The sequence below is a fragment of the Paraburkholderia antibiotica genome, from assembly GCF_012927125.1.
Lineage (GTDB): Bacteria > Pseudomonadota > Gammaproteobacteria > Burkholderiales > Burkholderiaceae > Paraburkholderia > Paraburkholderia antibiotica.
The window spans coordinates 23,688-43,908 of record NZ_JABBFZ010000028.1 but is presented as its reverse complement, the minus strand read 5'-3'; the positions used below and the strand labels follow the sequence as shown (position 1 = coordinate 43,908).

General features: G+C 61.0%; 15 protein-coding genes. 9 read left to right on the top strand and 6 right to left on the bottom strand.

Annotated features, from left to right (window positions below; translation table 11 throughout):
* Positions 1 to 294 precede the first annotated feature (294 nt).
* Entirely contained in the window at positions 295 to 1,335 is a 1,041-nt protein-coding gene (locus tag HHL14_RS29790) for a sigma-54 interaction domain-containing protein (protein ID WP_230413269.1), read from the bottom strand.
* A 553-nt stretch (positions 1,336 to 1,888) separates the two neighbouring features.
* Between HHL14_RS29790 and msuE the strand changes: the two genes are divergently transcribed.
* Both msuE and sfnG read left to right on the top strand, forming a co-directional pair.
* Positions 1,889 to 2,470, top strand: a complete 582-nt coding sequence (gene msuE / locus HHL14_RS29785; protein ID WP_169501188.1) for an FMN reductase — start codon at positions 1,889 to 1,891, stop codon at positions 2,468 to 2,470.
* Between the two features lie 36 nt (positions 2,471 to 2,506).
* Complete coding sequence (sfnG, locus tag HHL14_RS29780) at positions 2,507 to 3,610, top strand: dimethylsulfone monooxygenase SfnG (protein WP_169501187.1); 1,104 nt, start codon at positions 2,507 to 2,509, stop codon at positions 3,608 to 3,610.
* A gap of 116 nt (positions 3,611 to 3,726) precedes the next feature.
* Here the strand turns inward: sfnG and HHL14_RS29775 are convergent, their stop codons facing one another.
* Positions 3,727 to 4,191 carry a hypothetical protein gene (locus HHL14_RS29775; protein WP_169501186.1) on the bottom strand — a complete coding sequence of 155 codons (465 nt, stop codon included), beginning with the start codon at positions 4,189 to 4,191 and terminating at the stop codon, positions 3,727 to 3,729.
* A gap of 578 nt (positions 4,192 to 4,769) precedes the next feature.
* Positions 4,770 to 6,341, bottom strand: coding sequence for a DUF262 domain-containing protein (locus tag HHL14_RS29770; RefSeq protein ID WP_169501185.1), 1,572 nt, complete (start codon positions 6,339 to 6,341; stop codon positions 4,770 to 4,772).
* An 827-nt stretch (positions 6,342 to 7,168) separates the two neighbouring features.
* On the opposite strand from HHL14_RS29770, the gene HHL14_RS29765 reads away from it, so the two are divergent.
* A complete protein-coding gene (locus HHL14_RS29765; protein WP_169501184.1) occupies positions 7,169 to 8,548 on the top strand; it encodes an MFS transporter in 1,380 nt (459 codons plus the stop codon).
* A gap of 260 nt (positions 8,549 to 8,808) precedes the next feature.
* Here the strand turns inward: HHL14_RS29765 and ppk2 are convergent, their stop codons facing one another.
* Positions 8,809 to 9,642, bottom strand: a complete 834-nt coding sequence (ppk2, locus tag HHL14_RS29760) for a polyphosphate kinase 2 (protein ID WP_169501183.1) — start codon at positions 9,640 to 9,642, stop codon at positions 8,809 to 8,811.
* A gap of 5 nt (positions 9,643 to 9,647) precedes the next feature.
* Positions 9,648 to 10,067: a hypothetical protein gene (locus HHL14_RS29755; protein WP_169501182.1), complete on the bottom strand. Its 420-nt coding sequence runs from the start codon at positions 10,065 to 10,067 to the stop codon at positions 9,648 to 9,650.
* Here HHL14_RS29755 and HHL14_RS29750 point away from each other — a divergent pair.
* Positions 10,066 to 10,977 carry a LysR family transcriptional regulator gene (locus HHL14_RS29750; RefSeq protein WP_169501181.1) on the top strand — a complete coding sequence of 304 codons (912 nt, stop codon included), beginning with the start codon at positions 10,066 to 10,068 and terminating at the stop codon, positions 10,975 to 10,977. The two genes, HHL14_RS29755 and HHL14_RS29750, sit on opposite strands and share 2 nt — an antisense overlap.
* A gap of 466 nt (positions 10,978 to 11,443) precedes the next feature.
* Here the strand turns inward: HHL14_RS29750 and HHL14_RS29745 are convergent, their stop codons facing one another.
* The gene (locus tag HHL14_RS29745; RefSeq protein WP_169501180.1) at positions 11,444 to 12,550 is read right to left on the bottom strand and encodes a LacI family DNA-binding transcriptional regulator; all 1,107 of its coding nucleotides are present in this window, start codon (positions 12,548 to 12,550) and stop codon (positions 11,444 to 11,446) included.
* A gap of 232 nt (positions 12,551 to 12,782) precedes the next feature.
* Here HHL14_RS29745 and HHL14_RS29740 point away from each other — a divergent pair, with 232 nt between their 5' ends.
* The 5 genes from HHL14_RS29740 (at position 12,783) to HHL14_RS29720 (ending at position 20,206) form a co-directional block, all read left to right on the top strand.
* The gene (locus tag HHL14_RS29740) at positions 12,783 to 13,691 is read left to right on the top strand and encodes an SMP-30/gluconolactonase/LRE family protein (protein ID WP_169501179.1); all 909 of its coding nucleotides are present in this window, start codon (positions 12,783 to 12,785) and stop codon (positions 13,689 to 13,691) included.
* Positions 13,692 to 13,760: 69 nt separating this feature from the next.
* A complete protein-coding gene (locus HHL14_RS29735; protein ID WP_329601754.1) occupies positions 13,761 to 15,569 on the top strand; it encodes a solute:sodium symporter family transporter in 1,809 nt (602 codons plus the stop codon).
* Positions 15,570 to 15,601: 32 nt separating this feature from the next.
* Positions 15,602 to 17,638: an alpha-glucosidase gene (locus HHL14_RS29730; protein WP_169501178.1), complete on the top strand. Its 2,037-nt coding sequence runs from the start codon at positions 15,602 to 15,604 to the stop codon at positions 17,636 to 17,638.
* The gene (locus HHL14_RS29725; protein ID WP_169501177.1) at positions 17,638 to 18,435 is read left to right on the top strand and encodes a sulfite exporter TauE/SafE family protein; all 798 of its coding nucleotides are present in this window, start codon (positions 17,638 to 17,640) and stop codon (positions 18,433 to 18,435) included. The genes HHL14_RS29730 and HHL14_RS29725 overlap by 1 nt, the downstream gene beginning before the upstream one ends.
* Before the next feature lie 19 nt (positions 18,436 to 18,454).
* Positions 18,455 to 20,206 (top strand): IlvD/Edd family dehydratase, encoded by a 1,752-nt coding sequence (locus tag HHL14_RS29720; protein WP_329601753.1) that lies wholly within the window; start codon positions 18,455 to 18,457, stop codon positions 20,204 to 20,206.
* Positions 20,207 to 20,221 lie beyond the last annotated feature (15 nt).

Here is a 20,221-nt window from a genome sequence, read left to right as displayed (position 1 = left end):
GAGGATCGTGAGGAACTGGGCTGTCCGCTTCCATGTGCCGAATGTTTTGCCGTCGAGGACGCCGCGACACGGGGTGTGGGCGGGGTGGTTATGCGTAGGATAGTCCAGACGTTGCGTTGGCAACAGGGATCGGGGGCGCGTGGTTCGGGTTAGCGGTGAGCGGCGCTCTTCGTCGTCTTGCGAATTGTCGGGGGATGGGTGGGGTGCAAGCTCGTGCGGACAGGTTGTGCGGACAGCACGGCTGGCCTGAGCGTGGGGCGAAGGCGAGTAGTGTGAGGCCTTGTGCGTGGCGGTCTACTTCTGGGCCGAAATTTCCTTCGCACGAATCAGGCGCGCGCGCAGCACATTTCGACTGATGCCCAACAGCCTCGCCGCCTGAAGCTGATTTCGATCGCTGAACTCGAACGCCGCGCGCATCACCGTGTCCTCGATCTGTTCGAACAGATTGTCCTCGGCCTGATCGAACAGATGGCGCAGGGCTTGCTCGAGTCCTTCGAGCGGCGTTGCCGAAGTGGATTCGCCGGCCGTGCGCCGCGCGACGTGCATGCCGAACGACGACATCTGCAGATCGCTTTCACGTAGCGAATCGCTGCGGCACACCAGCAGCGCATAGTGAATCACGTTCTCGAGCTCGCGGATATTGCCGGGCCAGCTATGTGCGCGCAGCTTGCGTTGCGCGCAGGGCTCGATATCGACGGGACCATAGCCCAGACGGTGCCGATATTCGTCGATAAAGTAGCGGGCGAGCGGCAGGATATCGCCGGGGCGATCGCGCAGCGTCGGCACGGCGAGATGCACGACGTTCAGGCGATAAAACAGATCCTCGCGGAAATGACCCGCCGCGACAGCGTCCTGTAGATGCACATTGGTCGCGGCCAGCACGCGTACGTCGATGGGGATGCTGCGGCGCGAGCCGAGCCGCACGACTTCGCGTTCCTGCAGCACGCGCAGCAGCTTGACCTGCATCGACAGCGGCAGATCGCCGATTTCGTCGAGAAACAGCGTGCCGCCATGGGCTGCTTCGAACCAGCCGGGCTTTGCGCAGAACGCGCCGGTGAATGCGCCTTTCTCGTGACCGAACAATTCGCTTTCCACTAGCGACTCGGAAAACGCGCCGCAATTTACCGCTACAAAGGGGCCGTCTTTGCGCGCGCTGAGGTTATGCGCGTGGCGAGCCACCAGTTCTTTTCCGGTTCCCGTTTCGCCGATCACGAGCACGTTCGCGTCGCTCGGCGCGACCATGCGGATGCGTTCGAGTAATGCGACCGATTGCGGGTCGGAGAAGACCTGGGCGGTTGCGCGAATCGACGTGGTGAGCGAGCGCTTGTCGGGCATCGATAGCACGGGCGATGCTTCGGTTCGCTCGATGGTCGGCGGCGCGCGGAATGCGCGATTGAGTTGGAGTGAATCGTTCATGAATAGAAACCCGGCGTTGCTTCCTGAGAAGCACATTCTGACTGCTCACGACAATCTCCGATTCATTTTGTTATGGTAACCAAAGTCGAATTGCTGCTTACGCAGCAGTACTGTTCTCGATACTGTTTCTCTGCCAGCAGGGCGACGGTTCTATTTGCAATCGCGCGGATATGTCGGAGGCTGGAAGATTTTTTGTAAGGGCATGCTCGCTCGCATTGCTGCTCCGGCAGCAACATGCCGAGCATATTGCTTCGCCAGCTTCATACGAAAGACTGCAATGCTTCTACGCCATCGTGATATGCGCGAAGGCCATATGTCGCAAACAGTTATTCCACTTGACGTTGCGGGTGATTGTGGTGCCGTTGGCGTTTTCCCCAAAATGGCGTATCGCTCGCGTGAAACCGGATGGCACGGTATTCGCTAAACAATCCGCACTTCGAAGTCAGGGTTTTTAGGTGAAAGGATTGTTCAAATGCCAAACAGGTTGAAAGTAGTCGCGGTCTCGGGTGGTCTGCAACGACCGTCACGCACGCTGGTGCTGGTGGAGCACATTCTCGCGGCGCTTGCCGATGTACATCCGGTCGATACGCACCTGATTGAACTCGGACAGATCGCGCCGCAGCTTGCAGGCGCGCTTCATCGCGCGCAGGTGTCCAAAGATCTCGACACACATATTGCGGCGATCGAATCGGCTGATTTGCTGGTGGTGGCGAGCCCGGTTTATCGTGGCTCGTATACCGGACTCTTCAAGCATCTGTTCGATCTCGTGCATCACGAAGCGCTATTCGATGCGCCCGTTCTGCTGGCCGCGACGGGCGGAAGCGATCGCCATGCACTCGTGATCGATCATCAATTGCGACCGCTGTTCAGCTTCTTCCAGGCACGCACGCTGCCGGTCGGCGTGTATGCGTCGGAAGCGGACTTCAACGGTTATCAGCTCACGAGCCACGCGTTGCAGGAACGCATTGCGCTCGCGATATCGCGCGCACTGCCCTGGCTGCATGCGGGCCGTGTTCCGGTTCAGTTCTCACCGGCCTCGCGAGTGGCCGCGTAAAACGTTTCGTTATTTCATTCAGTTGACAGGAAAATCATGAGTCAGAACCGTTCACAGGACGACGCCGTTAAGTTCGCCTATTGGGTACCCAATGTCAGCGGCGGTTTGGTCGTTAGTACGATCGAACAGCGTACCGACTGGAGTTTCGAGTACAACCAGAAGCTCGCGCAAACCGCGGAGAAGGCGGGCTTCGAATACGCGCTGAGCCAGATTCGCTTTACGGCCGGCTATGGCGCGGAATATCAACATGAGTCCGTTTCGTTCAGTCAGGCGCTGTTGCATGCCACCACCAAGCTGAAAGTGCTGGCCGCGATTCTGCCCGGGCCGTGGCATCCGGCCGTGGTCGCGAAGCAACTCGCCACCATCGATCACATTTCCAATGGCCGCGTTGCGATTAACGTGGTGAGTGGTTGGTTCAAGGGCGAATTCACGGCGATTGGTGAGCCGTGGCTTGAACATGATGAACGCTATCGTCGCTCGCATGAATTTATTCAGGCGCTCAAGGGCATCTGGACGCAGGATAATTTTACGTTCAAGGGTGACTTCTATCGATTCAACGATTACACGCTGAGTCCGAAGCCGGTGCAGAAGCCTCATCCGGAGATTTTTCAGGGCGGTAGTTCACGCGCGGCGCGTGACAATGCGGCGAGCGTTTCGGACTGGTATTTCACCAATGGCAATACGCCGGAAAACCTTAAAGCGCAGATCGACGATATTCAGGCGAAGGCGGCAAAAAACAATCACAAGGTGCGCATTGGTGTGAATGCTTTCGTGATTGCTCGCGATACGGAAGAAGAGGCGAAGGCTGTGCTTGATGACATCATCCAGCATGCGCACGTGGATGCGGTGAAAGCGTTCGGCGATGCGGTCAAGCAGGCGGGTAAGGCTTCGCCGGAGGGTGAGGGGAATTGGGCCAAATCGAGTTTCGAAGATCTGGTGCAGTATAACGATGGCTTTCGCACGAATCTGATTGGTACGCCGCGGCAGATTGCGGAGCGTATCGTCGAGTTGAAGGCGGTGGGGGTTGATCTTATCTTGACCGGGTTTCTGCACTTCATTGAAGAGGTGGAGTACTTTGGGAAGTGGGTGTTGCCGTTGGTTAGGGAGTTGGAGAGGGAGCGGCAGGTGGAGGTTGTTTGAGCTGGGGTTTGGTTGATGTTGTTGTTGTGAGACTTCGCGGGTTGCGAGGGGTTGCGGTGTGATCGGAGACCTGTCTTTCGACAGGTCTTTGTTTTTTTTAGCTTGAACTTGATTGCTTAGTGCGATGTGGTGACGGGGCGTCGCGTGATGTCCGCAGTCAAGGCAGCGGCGCTTTTCGTGGAGGATCGCTTGCGTCGCGATCCTTTTGCGCAGGCAATGGGTGCTTTCGTTCTCTGCGATGTGTCGGCGAGCAGCGTGGCTGCGTGGCGTGCGGTAATGCGGCTTTGCGGGACACCTTTTGCATCGAGTGCGATGACCTGGAACAGTTCGCGGTCGCATTCGAGTTCCATTTGATACTGCTCCGTCGTGTCCAGCAGCAATTCGAGAAGCTTTCGATGATGCCGTCGTTCGTCGCGTGTAATGGCAGGATTACTACATATTGAGGATACGAGCGTGATCAGGGTTTCCAGTTGCGCCACCTGGCGGTCGCATAGATCGAATGCGGAAAGGGCGAGCTTTTCGTACTGGAGTGCGTCGACGGGCGGACGGGAAGCGGGTTGATTTTTGACGGACGTGGTCATGCGCGATCTTCTCCCAAGTGCTTCGTGGGGTGCTCGCTCGGACAGTCACTTTCGGGGAAGTGGTGAGCGGGCACGATGGCGGGATTGACAGACTGGCGTTTAACCAAAACCAGCGAACCTTGCGGCTCTCCCACCACGGCCCGCCCATTGGAATATAGACGCGCAGAAGCAAGCGCACGGCCTGCGTGGGCAGGCGTGCGGGTTAAACGTTGCAGGCTGTCAAACCTGGTCGCTGGGTGTTTCCCGGCGGCTTGATGATTGTAGAGGCTGGGCTATCTCGCATTTGGATTTTGTGGAGAAAATGGTAGGCGGAAGGAGCAAGCTTGGTGAGGCGGTATGGCCAGTCGTCCGTCCGCGAGTACTTCGCGTAAATTGGTGGACGGCTGACCGGCCATGATCACAGAATTGCGACTGGGCGCTTCTCGATAGATGAGAAGGACGGAAGCTGACTCATTACGATTGCCCTGGAAATCTCGAAATCGAACGCTCCAAGCTTGATGAGAACGGTCGATCAACTGAGCGTTAGGAAAACGGCAGCTTCTCGCGCGGTCGGTCAAGCTGGTACTTAGGGGGAAACGTCAGAGTTTCCCCGTTTTCACTAACGATTGTGCTTTTTCTACGAGCAGATTAGCCCTTGCCTCAATGAACTCTGCGTAAGTCTTGGAGCCGTCTAGCAGCGTCCTCGGTATTAGGGCGCTGTCTGCAATTTGATTCTTTAGATCTGAGGGAATTTTCGGCATGTAAGTCGCTGGGTTTTCGTCACTAATGCTTCTATTGTCTGATGAAGTTAGTAGGCAGACGTTTGCGATGATATTGGATTGGTGAAATTGGATTCCTTGCGTTGCCAAAAATGCTTTCGGATAAATATGATGAAATTCTCGTGCATTGTATGCAGACATAACCGATCCTAGGTCGACTACATTACCATTCAAAAAGCTACGAGGTGTTGCTTGTGCAAGCATGCAAATTGCAGCTTTGGCAATCGTTGAATTAATTCGCCAAGTTTTCTTGAAAATCTCGGAATCAATTTTTGCATCTAAAGCCGAAAATACTGAAAAATCTGTTGCTAAAATTTCCATTTTCTTCAGATCTTCTACAACGGCAGTGTTTGTTCCAGCCTTATATTTTTGAGTGAAGACGCAATGCCAGAACCAACGTTTCAGTCCAAGAATTTGCTCCGCAGTGGGCTTGAGCGTACGGGCGTAAAACGCGACTAGCGGAACAAGCATTATAGGGAAAGGTACGAAGACAACGTTTCTGATTCGTAACTCCTTTTCCAGAAAATCAACTGTGGAGTACATTGCCTGCTTCAACTTTGTCATGCCTTGAATCAGTTGATTTGGAGGTGTATCGACCAAATCCTCCGCGTCAATCGTACCTAGGACAACGGCAGTCAGGCAGCGAAGAACCAGTTCTTCGCCTAGTTCCTCATAACCGCTATCGGACAATCGGTCGAGTAATTCCTTGATTTCATTTACGAGATTGAATTGATCTGACCAAGTCCATGCCGAAAGCAATTCCAATGTCGACAGACTGGTTCCGGACGAGTTAATTCTCTGAAACACCCGGCAGACCTCCTGATTTGATCTTTCTCGAATGGTGACAACAGGGAATTCATAATCTTTAAATCTTTCGGTTAGCGTTGCAATTGTTCGTTGATCTTCAGGCGAAAATCTCGCCAACTCGGGGAGTAGTCTTGTCGTATCAAGAATCGAACGCAGATTGATACTTTTTTCAGTATCGGCAACGCTTGTGTGTACAAAAATCCCCTTTCCCGGAACGAACGAGACGTTAAATCGTTGTGCAAGCTCTGGCTCAGCTGTTTCCGCATCTGAGTTGAAGACGCCGTACAAAGTGGTCAGTCGTTGCTGACCATCGAGGAGATAGTTGACCGGAAAATCTTCGGGCGTTTTGGGAAGTTTAAAGCCGCCTACATCACGCTCATGTCTCAAAGACTCCTTTGTACTCCAAAGGAGAAGGGATCCGACTGGATATCCATGATAAATCGAGTCTAAAAGGCTCATGATTTGCTCATCCTTCCAGACATATTCTCGTTGGAAAACGGGAATTTTTATATTTCCTCTGCTGACGTCAGAAAGTAGTGCGCCCAGACGGGGGTTTGATGGAGTAATCTTATTCGTTGTGCTCATTGATGATATTTTTTGATGTGGTTGCAGGGGTGCTGTGCCCGGAAGAGACGCTAGCGCCGTAATCATAGTTTTTAAAATTTTGTCAGTTTGATTTTTCCATAAAAATTATTGGCGATCTATGCATTGATGCCAAGTGACCGCAGATGGCCGAACGCGGAAATTTGTCAGATTCCAATATACGTCTATCAATCGCATACGTAGGTTTGACGCTCGATCTAAATGGCTTGAGATTGAATTGCTAACCAGGAGCCGTTGCAGAAAAATTCGTTAATGCTGTTATCAGACAGGGATATTATCAAGTGTTGGGCAAGCGATTGGCACCGGTTCAAATGACGGGACTGGGCATCTTCGAATAAGTGTCAGCATGTCTAAACCCCTGCATGTTCCACTTTAACGACAAACTTATCAGAATTCTTTATCTTTTTTAATATTTTCGTTGAAATTTTATGCCGATTGGATTTTCAAGCGTTTTCGTGAAACTGATGATCATCTTTGATTTCAGTGATAACTGACCCCGAGCAAGTAAGCAATTTTGCATATCGCATAACTCCCCACCCTTAACCAAACCAAAACACCCCCCTCCAAAAAACCCAATTCCCACCCCACGCCACATCCCGCACTCTTAACCCCAAACCACGCATCAAAAGACTGAGCAACCTGAACAAGCGGAGCAACCCAAACAACCACTCACCACTAACCACCCTGCATAAAAAAGCTGCCGCCTCACAACCGCCTCACCAAACGCTCCACCAAACAAAAAGCAGCCCGCAGCCCAGCACTTCGCGCGAGCCCAGCACCCTCGCGCAGCCTTAAACAGGAGACACCCCGTGCCCACCGTCAACTCCGGCGCCCGTCTGGACCGCCTTCCCATCAGCCGTTTCCACTGGAACATCCTCGGCCTGATCGGCGCGGGCGCGTTCCTCGACGCCTTCGATATCTACCTCGCCAGCGGCGTCCTCGCCGCGATGGTCAAATCCGGTTTCACCGATCTACGCCTCGGCTCGTTCTTCATCTCCGCCACCTTCATGGGCATGATGATTGGCGCCGGGCTATCGGGTTACCTCGGCGACAAATTCGGCCGTCGCTATTCCTATCAGGCGAATCTCGCGATCTTCGGCATCGCGTCGATCGTCGCGACCTTCGCGCCGAACATCTACTGGCTGATCCTGCTGCGCTTCATCATGGGCGTCGGTCTCGGCGCCGAGCTCGTCGTCGCGGCCGGCACGCTGTGCGAGTTCGTGCCTCCTGCCACGCGCGGTCGATGGACCGCGCTGCTCGCGCTCATCATCAACTCGGGGCTGCTCGGCGCGACGGCGATCGGCTATTGGGTGATCCCGCATCTCGGCTGGCGCTACATGTTCGCGATCGCGGGCGTCGGCGCGCTTGTCGTGTGGTTCCTGCGGCATCGGATGCCGGAGTCGCCGCGCTGGCTCGAAACCGTCGGCCGGCTCGAAGAGGCCGAGGCGACCGTCGCCGCGATCGAGCGACAAGTCGAGGCGCGCGTCGGCAAGTTGCCGCCGGTCGCGCGCGTGGTCAGTCACGAGGTGCCGGCCGCTCCGTTCTCGGCGCTGTTCGCGCGCGGCATGATCGGTCGCACGCTGGTCGCGGCGCTGACCTGCATGGCGATCAACATGTCGTTGTATGGCTTCGTCGCGTGGCTGCCGACGTTCTTCGTCAAGGAAGGGCTGACGATCGTGCAGTCGCTCGGCTTCGTGCTGTTGATGTCGTTCGGCGCGCCGGCCGGCGCGGTGGTCGGCTATCTCGTCACGGACCGCATCGGTCGACGCAACGGCATCGTATTGTTCTCGCTCGCGACGATCCTGCTCGGCTTCATCTACGTGCAGATGCGCGATCCGGTCACGATCGCGGTAGTCGGCTTCGCGCTCGTCACGACGATTTATACGGTCTGCACGCTCGGTCTGTTCGGCTATATCCCCGAGCTGTTCCCGACTGCGTATCGGTTGCGCGGCACGGGTGTCGCCGGCACCTGCGGACGCGCGGCCTCGATGTCGACGCCGTATGTCGCATTGCTGCTCTATACGCAATTCGGCGTGACGGGTGTGTTGGTGATGGTCGGCAGCGTGCTGTTGTTGCTGAGCGTCGCGATTCTCGCGCTGCGGATCGAAACGAGTCAGCAAACGCTCGAAGAGATTTCCCCCGATACCGACGCGATGCCGCAAGCGGAGATGTTGCAAAAGTCGGCTTAACGTGCGTTAGAACAGCGATCGAGACCAGGTGTTCGATGCATTGCGCTGAAGGATGGCCAAGATTTCGCACCGTGCGAGCCGATGCATCAGCAGACTCAACGCGCGGATTACAGGTAGGCTGCGTTGAGGATATGGAAAGCGGTCGAGCGCAGCTTCATCTACGCTCGACCGTTTCCTCCATCTCGCGGATGCCTACGATTAGCGGCTAAGTCTCAACACAGGCACCTGCCCACCGCACCGGATAAAAACCAAACCACGCCTCAATACTTATCAGGCACCCATCTGAACGGATGGTCAGGTTCCTTATAACCCTCTGCCTTTTGCCTGGGCGGAAGCTCGACCTCGGGTAGCGAGATCTCGTCGTAAGGAATCAGGTTCAGAAAATGGGAGATGCAGTTCAGGCGGGCGCGTCGTTTGTCATCGCCCGCGACCACGTACCATGGCGACGTCTTCGTATCGGTCGCGGCAAACATGGCATCGCGAGCACGCGAATAGTCGTACCAGCGCCGGTGCGATTCCAGGTCCATCGGGCTCAGCTTCCAGATCTTGCGGCCATCGGTCATGCGCTCGGAGAATCGGCGGGTCTGTTCCTCCATGCTGACTTCAAACCAGTACTTGATCAGCGTCACGCCCGACTCGATGATGTCGTTTTCCCATGCAGGGCAGAGCTTCAGGAAGCGGTGATACTGCTCGTCCGTGCAGAACCCCATGACTCGTTCGACTCCCGCGCGGTTGTACCAGCTTCGGTCGAAAATCACGATCTCGCCCGCCGCGGGTAGGTGCATGAAGTAGCGCTGAAAATAGATCTGAGTGCGCTCCCGCTCGGATGGCGCCGGCAACGCGACGATCCGGAATGCGCGCGGACTGACCCGCTCGGTGATTCGCTTTATCACGCCGCCTTTTCCGGCTGCGTCTCGACCTTCGAAGATCACGATAATCCTCGCGCCGGTCCGCTTCGCCCAGAACTGCAGTTTCACCAATTCGACGTGCAGCCTGGCCATCTGCTCTTCATACTCCTTCCGCCCAAGCTTCGGCTTCGCTTCTGATTTCGAACTCTCGTGATGATCGGACTTCCTCTCTTTCTTGTGCCCCATGATTTTCACCATCCCATGAATTGACGAAAGGAACACTCACGAAACTCTTCTGCGATCTTTGCGATCGCTCTGGCGAAATGCGGAAATGCGCAACTTGCCGATCCTGTTCGATCAGGGGGATCGCTTATCGCAGCGATGGCCTGTCCGAGGTTCGCGACGACAAGCTCGGCAAACCGCGGGACAAGAGGCCGACCTATCCCCACACCTACTGTGCTTCGGTCGAAGTATAGGCACCCGTATTCGAAATGACAGTACGCCGCAGCAGACGCGAGCCAGTCCATCGCGTCCATCGCGTCCATCGCGTTCATCGCATCGTCGAACCCACAATCCGGGTAACGCCCAAGCCGGCTTCCCGGCCCGATCGCCCCGCGCCCGGTTAAGATGAAAGTTTGTCCCGCCCATGTTTCGCGAGCAGCTTTCATCATGCACTTCGATTTCGTCGATCTTCGTCTGCTCCTTCACATCGCCGACACGCGTAATCTCGCGCGTGCCGCCGAGCGTTCGCACCTGTCCGCGCCGGCCGCCAGCAATCGCGTGAAGAACCTGGAGGAGCAGCTTGGTTTCAAGCTGCTCTACCGCACCAGTCAGGGTGTGACGCCGACGCCGGCCGGCGAGGCGTTCGTGCATCACGCGCGGCTCGTGCTCGAACGCGTCGAACATCTGGCGGGCGACATGCAGGAGTACGGCGAGGGCATCAAGGGGCATGTGCGCATCTGGGCCAACACGACCGCGATCAGCGAGTTCATGCCGGCCGTGCTGAGCCGTTTCCTGCGCGATCATCCGGACGTGAACATCGATCTGCGCGAGGTGCTGAGCGGCGAGATCGTCAAGGGGGTCGCCGACAGCGCGACCGATATCGGCATCGTCGCGGGCAACGTGCATGCGGAGCATCTGGAAATGCTGCCGTATCGCGACGATCGGCTCGTGCTGGTCACGTCGCTCGATCATCCGTTCGCCCAGCTGCCGTCGGTGGATTTCTCGCAGTTGCTCGACGCGAACTTCGTGAGTCTGCCGACGTCGAGCGCGATTCACGCGTTCATCATCAGTGCCGCCGATGCGCTCGGCGCGCGCCTCAAGCTGCGCATCCAGGTCGGCAACTTCGAGGCCGCGTGCCGGATGATCGAGGCGGGCGTCGGTATCGGCATCGTGCCGGAATCGGTCGCGCTGCGGCATCGCAGGACGATGCAGATCGCGCTCGTTAGCCTCAACGATCCGTGGGCCGAGCGCAAGCTGAAGATCTGCGTGCGCAGTCTGAAGGATCTGCCGCCATTCGCGCGGGCGCTCGTCGACCGGTTGATGACGGCAGTGGAGGGGGACGGTGTGGCGCAGCCATGACGTGGTGCCACCGTGCCACGGATGGCGTCGCAGTGCTGATAATTAGCGCGTGCTGGAAGAGTAAGTTGTGGCGAACGCGGTAGAAGGGCGGTCTACTCTCGCCTAAACTCAAAGCTTCACTTCACGTTCCTCAGCGCTGAAGACGCTCGGCCGGCGGAACAGGTTTTCGCGCCGGGAGGTTGCGCGCTCGCCCTCATCATGAAGCCTTCCAGACAGTGGTTCCTCGTTGCGGCGTGGTTGGGCATGGCCGTGGCTCAGCCGGTCCTGGCTGCTGCACCCGATGCATCGTCTTCGGCCGCGAGTGCCGCGCCGCCCGTGCTGTCGGCGCAGTGCGATTCCGTCAGTTTCGCGACGGGCACGCCTCAGAACCGCGCCGCATGCCGGCGCCAATTCGCGCGGCAGATGCGTCCGACCGTGCAGACGTCACCGCAAACCGCAGCGGATTTCGGCTCCTGACGCACACGCGTCAGGACACCTCGCTCGCCGCGACCGCCCGCGTCGTCAGACTGCTCTGTCTGACGACCAGCTGAAACCCCACGTCGACCACCTGCGGTTCCGGCGCGCCGTCCGCGCTCGCGGTGCTGTCGGTATCGCCTTGCGTTTCCAGCCGTTGCAGCAACTCCTGCGCAATCCGTAAGCCGATCGTCGCCGCGTGCGGCTGGATCGTCGTCAGCGGCGGCACGCAGACTTCGCTGAACGGCAGCGCGCCGAAGCCGGTCACCGCCAGTTGATCCGGCACGCCGATGCCGCGCCGCTGCGCCTCGAACAGCACGCCTAAGGCCATCACATCGTTCGAACAGGCGATTGCCTGCAGGTCGGGCATGCCTGCGAGCGCGGCGCCGAGCGCGTCGCCGCCGCTCGTCGGCGATGCGCCGCTTTGCAGATCGACGACGAATACCTCGACGCCTTTCTTCGCCAGCCAGTCGCGCAGGCCGTCGCAGCGCTGCCGCGCGCGCAAGTCGCTGGTCATGCGTGCCCCGGCGAAGGCAATCCGGCGCGCGCCCAGTTCATACAAATGCTCGGCCAGCGTCTCGCCGACCGCGCGATGCGAGAAGCCCACCTGCAGATCGAACGGCTCGCCGCCGAGCTCCCACATCTCGGCGACCGGCGCGCGCGCCTGGCGCAGTAGCGTGCGCGTCGCGTCGTCATGGCGACAGCCGGTCACGACGAGCGCAGTGGGCGACCACGACAGGAAAGTGCGCACGAGGCCCGTTTCGCGCGCGGTGTCGTAGTCGCTCGCGCCGAGCAGCAGCTGATAGCCGTGGCGGTCGAACTCCTTTTGCATCGCTGCGACGGTCGCCGAAAAGAACGCGTTGCTCAGCGACGGCACGACCACGCCGATCGCGCGGGTACGCGCCGCGGCGAGGCTGCCCGCGAGCAGGTTCGGCACATAGCCGAGCACTTCGATGGCCTGCTTGATGCGCGGCGCGATGCGCGGCGACACTGCATCCGGATTGCGCAGGAACAGCGAAACGGAGCTGGCGGAAACACGTGCGCGTGCCGCGACGTCGTCCATGGTGACGCGGTTGGTGCCGCGTCGAATGCGGGTGGGAGCTTTGCTGGTCTGGGACATTCGGCACATTTCGGAGGGGGCCGCCAATGCCACGCGGCGCGATTTGTCATTCTAAACCCGTAGCGCAACGAATTATCCGATCGGGGATAACCCTGATGGCCCTGTCCAGAATCGTAGCGCTATTATTTCGCAGCGCTGCGATTTTCGCCAGAAGAGGATGATCGCGGCGCTCGTCGCCGCTCTATCGTTTCCCTATCGCACCGTTTGCGAGACCTTTTCGTCCCACCCGACCATGACCGCTGAATCCCAGTCCACCGAGTTTCGCTGCGTGCTGGACGCGCGCGCCCAGCTGGGCGAATGTCCGCGATGGGACGAGCGTGAGCGCGTGCTGTACTGGGTCGACATTCTCGCGCCGGCGCTGCATTGTTTCGATCCGGCGAGCGGCGCGACGGCGACGTTCGCGTTGCCCGAATCGATCGGCTGCTTTTCGTTGCGCGAGGGCGGCGGCTTTATCGCCGGTCTGCGCTCGGGTGTCTGGACGCTTGATAGCGATGCGAAGCCGCTGAAGATGCTCGCCGCCAACCCCGAAAATCCGCAAACGAGCCGCTTCAACGACGGCCGCTGCGACGCCGCCGGCCGTTTCTTCGCCGGCACGATCGACGAACCGAAGGCGGGCGGCCACGCCCATCTCTATCGCCTGAACATGACCAAAGCCAGCGCGACGCTCGATGCGCTCAGCGCCGGGCTGATGACGTCGAACGGTCTGGCGTTCAGTCCCGATGGCCGCTGGTTGTATCACTCGGACACGCCGCGCTTCACCGTCTACCGCTCGGCCTACGACGCCGCGACCGGCGCGTGCGGTCCGCGCGAAAACTGGATCACCGTCGAGCCCACGCCGCAGGATCGCGGCCGCCCGGACGGCGCGGCGGTCGACGCCGAAGGCTACTACTGGAGCGCGTTCTACGAAGGCGGCCGGGTCGTGCGTTTCACGCCCGACGGTCGCGTCGACGCGGTTTATCCGCTGCCTGTCACATGCCCGACGATGTGCGCGTTCGGCGGTCCGGACCTGCGCACGCTGTACGTGACGAGCGCCCGCGCGGGCCGTCCCGCCGACGAACTCGCGCGCGAGCCGCTCGCCGGCGGTCTCTTTGCGCTGCGAACCACGGTGCCCGGCCTCGTCGAGCCGCGCTGGCGCGGCTGATTCAAGGATTTGCAGGAAGCAGTCGATTTTTTTGCCTCAAAATCGTAGCGCTGCGAAAATGACGCCGGCATTCGACCGTGCCCACCAGACAGCGCCCGCATTAACCTCAGAAGAGCATCCGAGGAGACGATCATTTTTACGATACTGAGTTTTGCCTTCTTCACCGCGCTGGTCGGCTTTGTGTCCTACCTGTTCACGCGCCGCGCGAAAGACGTCGGCGCGCGCGGCTACTTCATGGCGAGCGGCGGGCTGACCGGCTGGTTCATCGCCGGCTCGATGATGCTGACCAATCTGTCGGTCGAGCAGATGGTCGGCCTGAACGGTGACGCGTACGCGCACAACCTGTCCGCGATGGCGTGGGAGTGCACGGCGGCGGTCGCGACCGTCGCGCTCGCGATGTTCTTCCTGCCGCGCTATCTGCGCGGCGGTTTCTCGACGTTGCCGCAATTCCTCGAAGAGCGTTTCGACGCCACCACGCGGCGCGTGGTCAGCGCGTTCTTCGTGGTCGGCTACATGCTGGTCGTGAATCCGTCGGGTCTGTATCTCGGCGCGATCACGTTTAACCAGGTGTTCGGCGTGCAGGCGCTGCTCGGCACCTCGTATCCGGCGACGATCACGCTGCTGGTGTGGTTCTCGGGCGCGATCGGCGCGATGTACGCGATCTTCGGCGGGCTGCGCGCGGTCGCGGTGTCGGACACGATCAACGGTATCGGTCTGCTGATCGCGGGTCTGATGGTGCCGGTGCTCGGTTTTTACGCGCTCGGCCACGGCGACTTCTTCAGCGGCTTTCACATGGTCGCGACGCAGGCGCCGGAGAAGCTGTCGGCGATCGGCGGCCCGAAGGATTCGGTGCCGTTCGGCACGCTGTTTACCGGGATGATCTTCGCGAACCTGTTCTACTGGTGTACCAACCAGGCGATCGTGCAGCGCACGTTCGCGGCGAAGAATCTCGCCGAAGGGCAGAAGGGCGTGCTGCTGTCGGGCCTGCTGAAACTGCTGGTGCCGATCGTGATGATGCTGCCCGGCGTGATCGCGTTTCATCTGTACAAGAGCAATCCGCTCGCGCGGCCTGACCTCGCGTATCCGCAACTGGTCGCCGATCTGCTGCCGTGGTGGGCGAAGGGCTTCTTCGTCGCGGTGCTGTTCGGCACGGTGATGAGCCACTTCAACGCGGTGATCAACAGTACCGCGACGCTGGTCGCGTTCGACTTCTACAAGGTGTGGAAACCGCAGGCCTCCGACGAAAAACTGATTCGCGTCGGCAAGACCGCGAGCGTCGCGATCGCGGTGGTGTCGCTGCTGATCGCGCCGCTGCTGATGTACGCGCCGGACGGCATCTACACGGTGATGCGTCGCTTCACCGGCTTCTTCAACATTCCGATCATCGCCGTCGTGCTGGTGGGCTTCTTCAACAGCAAGATCGCCGCGCTGCCGGCCAAGGTCGTGCTGCTGCTACACGTGATCGCCTACACGCTGCTGATCTTCGTGTTCAAGGTCGACAAGGTGTACGGGATCAACTTCATTCACATCATGGGCATTCTGTTCGTCTGCGAAGTCGCGTTGATGCTGTTGCTCGGCATCCGCTATCCGCGCGCGGTGCCGTATGAGCCGCACTTCCGCCAGCACGGCGACCTGACGCCGTGGCGCTTCGCCAGCACGATGAGCGTGCTGCTGATGGCGATGCTGGTGAGCCTGTATCTGACGTTCTCGCCGCTTGGCGTCGCGCGGCACGGCGGCGTGACGACCGACTACATCGTGTGGATGGCGATCACCTGGTGCGTGGCCGCGGCGCTGATCGCGCTGTTCCGCCGCCGCGCGGCGACGGTCGCGCAGCGCGGTGTCGAATGGCACGCGACGCCGTCGGAACATCGGCACTGATTACTCTGCAATACGAAGCAAGGACGAAAGTGATGGACTGGCAGACAGAGTCGAACGGTCAGGCAAACGGCAGCGTGGTGCTGCGCGTGGCGAACCGCACGCTGTTCGAGCACACCCCGCAGGCGCCGGCGGTGTTCGTCGGGCACGGCACGCCGACGGTCGAGATGTATCGCGGCAACTTCGATATCAGCGATTACGTCGACGAACGCGTGGCGCTGCGCGATGCGCGCCTCACCCACGACGCCGACGGCAGCGTGCGCATCGAACTCGCCCGTCAGCCGGGCGCGCCGGCCGAGCTGACCGTCGTCGCGCGGCGCACCGCGAACGGCGCGACGCTGGAGCTGACCGGCAACGCGTCGCTGAATCGCGTGTGGTGGCGCGTGCCCGCGCAGGCCGATGAACACGTGTGGGGCTGCGGCGAGCAGATGTCGTATTTCGACCTGCGCGGCCGGCACTTTCCGCTGTGGACCTCGGAGCCCGGCGTCGGTCGCGACAAGAGCACGCATCTGACGTGGCAGGCCGACGTGACCTCGAAGGCGGGCGGCGACTACTACCACACGAACTATCCGCAACCGACCTTCGTGTCGTCGCGCAAGTACTGCCTGCACGCCGAAACGACCGCGTATGCGGACTTTGATTTCCGTCACGACGACTGGCACGAGCTGCAATTCTGGGCGGTGCCGGAGCGACTCGAATTCATCGTCGCCGATACCTTCGTCGAGCTGGTCGAGCGTATCTCGCTGCGCTTCGGCCGTCAGCCGGCGCTGCCGAGTTGGGTGATGGATGGCGCGATCCTCGGTCTGAAGAACGGCCGTGAGCACGCGCAGCAGATTTTCGACGCGAGCCGTGCGGCGGGCGTCGCGGTCAGCGGCTTGTGGTGCGAGGACTGGGCCGGCATCCGTCAGACCTCGTTCGGCAAGCGGCTGTTCTGGAACTGGCGCTGGAACGACGAGCGCTATCCGGATCACGACGCGTGGCTTGCGCAACTGAAGCAGGACGGTGTGCGTTTCCTCGGTTACGTGAACCCGTATCTGTGTAATGACGGTTCGCTGTATGAAGAAGCGCGCGCGGCCGGCTATCTGGCGACGCGCGTCGACGGCGGCGACTACCTCGTCGATTTCGGCGAGTTCGATTGCGGCGTGGTCGACTTCACGAATCCGGCGGCGGCGCGCTGGTTCGAGGAGCGCGTGATTCGCGCTGAAATGCTCGAGCGCGGCCTCGACGGCTGGATGGCCGACTTCGGCGAATATCTGCCGACCGACCTCGCGCTCGCCAACGGCGTCGACGCGATGCTGATGCACAACGCGTGGCCGACGCTGTGGGCCGAAGTCAACGCGCGCGCGATCGCTAGCGCGGGCCGCTCCGGCGACGCGCTGTTCTTCATGCGCGCGGGCTACACGGGCGTGCAGGCGCATTGTCCGCTGCTGTGGGCCGGCGACCAGTCGGTCGATTTCACGCGCCACGACGGCCTGCAGACGGTGATCTGCGGCGCGCTGTCGTCGGGCTTGCTCGGCAATGCGTATCACCACAGCGACATCGGCGGTTATACGAGCCTGTTCGGCAACGTGCGCACACCCGAGCTGTTCCAGCGCTGGGCCGAAATGGCCGCGTTCACGCCGGTGATGCGCACGCACGAAGGCAATCGTCCCGCCGAGAACTTCCAGTTCTGGCAGGACGCCGGCGTGCTCGCGCACTTCGCGCGGATGACGCGTCTGTTCGTCGCGCTGAAGCCCTACGTGCAGGGGCTCGTCGACGAAGCGGCGGCGCGCGGTCTGCCGTTGCAGCGGCCGCTGTTCCTGCACTACGAACACGACGCCGCGACCTACGCGATTCAGGACCAGTACCTGTACGGCCGCGATCTGCTGGTCGCGCCGGTGCATGCGGCGGGCGCCGCCGAATGGAGCGTCTATCTGCCGGCTGGCGATGCGTGGACGCATCTGTGGAGTGGTGCGGATCATGACGGCGGCCAGCGTGTGACGGTCGCCGCGCCGCTCGGCGAGCCGCCGGTGTTCGTGCGCCGTGGCGCCGCGCGGGCCGCGCAATGGCTCGCGCTCGCGAAGGATCTGTGATGAGCGGCGCGCCGTGGTTCCATCACCTGATGTTCGCGCTGTGCGTCGCGCTCGCGACGTTCACGCAGAGCCTGACCGGCTTCGCGTTCGGCCTCGTGTTGCTGGGCCTCGTCGCGGTGTTTCATCTCGCGCCGCTGCCGGTCGCCGCGAACGTCGTCACGGTGATGGTGCTCGCGAACGCCGCGCTGCTGGTGCGCCGGATGCCGCCGTTGCCGCGCGCGATCGTCGCGCCGACCTTCGGCAGCAGCCTCGTCGGCGTCGCGCTCGGCGCGTTCCTGCTCGCGTGGCTGTCCGATAACGCGATCGGCGTGCTGCGCGTCGTGCTCGGTATCGCGATTCTCGCGTGCAGCGTGCTGCTGGTCGTGCAGACGAAGCCGCGTGCGCAGTTGTCGGGCCCGGGCGAATTCGGTTTCTATGGCGTGCTCTCAGGCGTGATGGGCGGCGTGTTCGCGAGCGCCGGGCCGCCGATGGTGTTCCACCTGTATCGCCAGCCGCTCGACCGATTGGTCGTGCGCGACACGCTGGTGCTGATTTTCGCGGTGAACGCGGTGCTGCGGTTGTTGATCGTGCTGCAGCAAGGCCGCTTCGGCGCCGACTCGGTCGCGCTGAGTCTGGAGGCGCTGCCGGTCGTGCTGCTGCTGACGTGGCTCGCGCGCCGTTATCCGCCGGGCTGGTCGCCGAGCGCGGTGCGCCGTGTCGTGTTCGTGTTGCTGGCCTGCGCCGGCGCGAGCCTCGTCGCTCCCGCGGTGACCTCGGCCTTCGCCGCGCAGCATGCGCGGTCCCAACCCTCTTCCTAAGCCTTCGGCTCTCACTATCGTGCAAGAAGACAAGCTCAAGCTCAAACAACTCGCCGATCTGCGCAGCCAGCGCTGGCTCGCGCCCGACGACATGCGCTCGTTCGCGCATCGTCAGCGTCTGCAGCAGATGGGTTTGCGCCGCGAGGAATTCATGTCGCGACCGGTGATCGCGATTATCAATACGTGGAGCGATCTGTCGCCGTGTCACGCGCATCTGCGCGAGCGCGCGGAGGCGGTCAAGCGCGGCATCCTGCAGGCGGGCGGCATGCCGTTCGAACTGCCGGCGATGTCGCTCGGCGAGGTGATGGTCAAGCCGACCACGATGATCTACCGGAACCTGCTCGCGATCGAAACCGAGGAGCTGCTGCGCTCGCTGCCGATCGACGGCGCGGTGCTGATGGGCGGTTGCGACAAGACCACGCCGGGTTTGCTGATGGGCGCGCTGTCGGCGGATCTTCCGTGTATCTTCGTGCCGGCCGGCCCGATGCTGAGCGATCGCCATCGCGGCCAGGCGGTTGGCGCGGGCACGCATACGAAGAAGTTCTGGGACGAATACGTGGCCGGCAATCTCGAGCAGACCGAATGGATTTCGCTCGAAGCGCGGATGACGCGTGCGCCCGGCACGTGCAACACGATGGGCACCGCCAGCACGATGACCTCGATCGTCGAGGCGATGGGCTTCACGCTGCCCGGCGCGACCAGCATTCCGGCGATGGATTCCGCGCATCCGCGCATGTGCTCGGCGAGCGGCGAACGCATCGTCGGGATGGTGTGGGAGGACCTGAAGCCGAGCCGTTTCTTCAATCGCGCGGCGGTCGAGAACGGCATCGTCGCGTATATGGCGCTCGGCGGCTCGACCAATGCGGCGATTCACACGATCGCGATCGCGGGCCGTGGCAACGTGCCGTTGACGCTCGATGAAATCTCGCGCGTCGGCGCGAACATTCCGGTGCTCGCCGACATCTTCCCGTCGGGCGCGCGGCTGATGGAGGACTTCTATTACGCGGGCGGTTTGCCGGCGTTGCTCGCGCAGCTCAAGGCGCGGCTGTCGCTCGACTGCCTGACGGTGAACGGCAACACGCTCGGCGAAAACCTCGCGGCCTTCGAGGCGGGCATGCGTCCGCAAGGCGAAGACGCGATCCGCGCGCTCGATAACCCCGTCACCGAAGGCGCGGCGCTCGCGGTGCTGCGCGGCAACCTCGCGCCGTCGGGCGCCGTGATCAAGCCGAGCGCGGCGAGTCCGCATCTGCTCAAGCATCGCGGCCGCGCGCTGGTATTCGATTCGGTCGCCGAAATGAATGCGCAGATTCACGCGCCCGATCTCGACGTCGATGCGGACACCGTGCTGGTGCTGCGCGGCGGCGGTCCGATCGGCGCGCCGGGCATGCCCGAGTGGGGCAATCTGCCGATCCCGAAGAAGCTGCTTGCCGCCGGCGTGCGCGACATGCTGCGCATTTCCGATGCGCGCATGAGCGGCACCCATTACGGCACCTGTGTGCTGCACGTCGCGCCCGAGGCGGCGGCGGGCGGCCCGCTCGCGCTGATCCGTACCGGTGACGTGATCGAGCTCGACGTCGCGGCGGGGCGCATCGATGTGCTGCTGTCCGACGAAGAACTGGCCACTCGCCGCGAAGCGTGGCGTGCGCCGCCGAAACCGCGCCAGCGCGGCTACATCCGCCTTTACGTCGATCACGTCACGCAGGCCGACCAGGGCTGCGATTTCGACTTCCTCGCCGGCTTCGAAGAACCGGTCGAACCGCCCATCTTCTGATTCTTCAGCTTCCCC

What these genes read in the sequence shown, in the direction of transcription:
- HHL14_RS29790 (WP_230413269.1), bottom strand. Translation starts at nt 1,335, where the DNA reads ATGCCCGACAAGCGCTCGCTCACCACGTCGATTCGCGCAACCGCCCAG.
- msuE (WP_169501188.1), top strand. Translation starts at nt 1,889, where the DNA reads ATGCCAAACAGGTTGAAAGTAGTCGCGGTCTCGGGTGGTCTGCAACGA.
- sfnG (WP_169501187.1), top strand. Translation starts at nt 2,507, where the DNA reads ATGAGTCAGAACCGTTCACAGGACGACGCCGTTAAGTTCGCCTATTGG.
- HHL14_RS29775 (WP_169501186.1), bottom strand. Translation starts at nt 4,191, where the DNA reads ATGACCACGTCCGTCAAAAATCAACCCGCTTCCCGTCCGCCCGTCGAC.
- HHL14_RS29770 (WP_169501185.1), bottom strand. Translation starts at nt 6,341, where the DNA reads ATGAGCACAACGAATAAGATTACTCCATCAAACCCCCGTCTGGGCGCA.
- ppk2 (WP_169501183.1), bottom strand. Translation starts at nt 9,642, where the DNA reads ATGGGGCACAAGAAAGAGAGGAAGTCCGATCATCACGAGAGTTCGAAA.
- HHL14_RS29750 (WP_169501181.1), top strand. Translation starts at nt 10,066, where the DNA reads ATGCACTTCGATTTCGTCGATCTTCGTCTGCTCCTTCACATCGCCGAC.
- HHL14_RS29755 (WP_169501182.1), bottom strand. Translation starts at nt 10,067, where the DNA reads ATGATGAAAGCTGCTCGCGAAACATGGGCGGGACAAACTTTCATCTTA.
- HHL14_RS29745 (WP_169501180.1), bottom strand. Translation starts at nt 12,550, where the DNA reads ATGTCCCAGACCAGCAAAGCTCCCACCCGCATTCGACGCGGCACCAAC.
- HHL14_RS29740 (WP_169501179.1), top strand. Translation starts at nt 12,783, where the DNA reads ATGACCGCTGAATCCCAGTCCACCGAGTTTCGCTGCGTGCTGGACGCG.
- HHL14_RS29730 (WP_169501178.1), top strand. Translation starts at nt 15,602, where the DNA reads ATGGACTGGCAGACAGAGTCGAACGGTCAGGCAAACGGCAGCGTGGTG.
- HHL14_RS29725 (WP_169501177.1), top strand. Translation starts at nt 17,638, where the DNA reads ATGAGCGGCGCGCCGTGGTTCCATCACCTGATGTTCGCGCTGTGCGTC.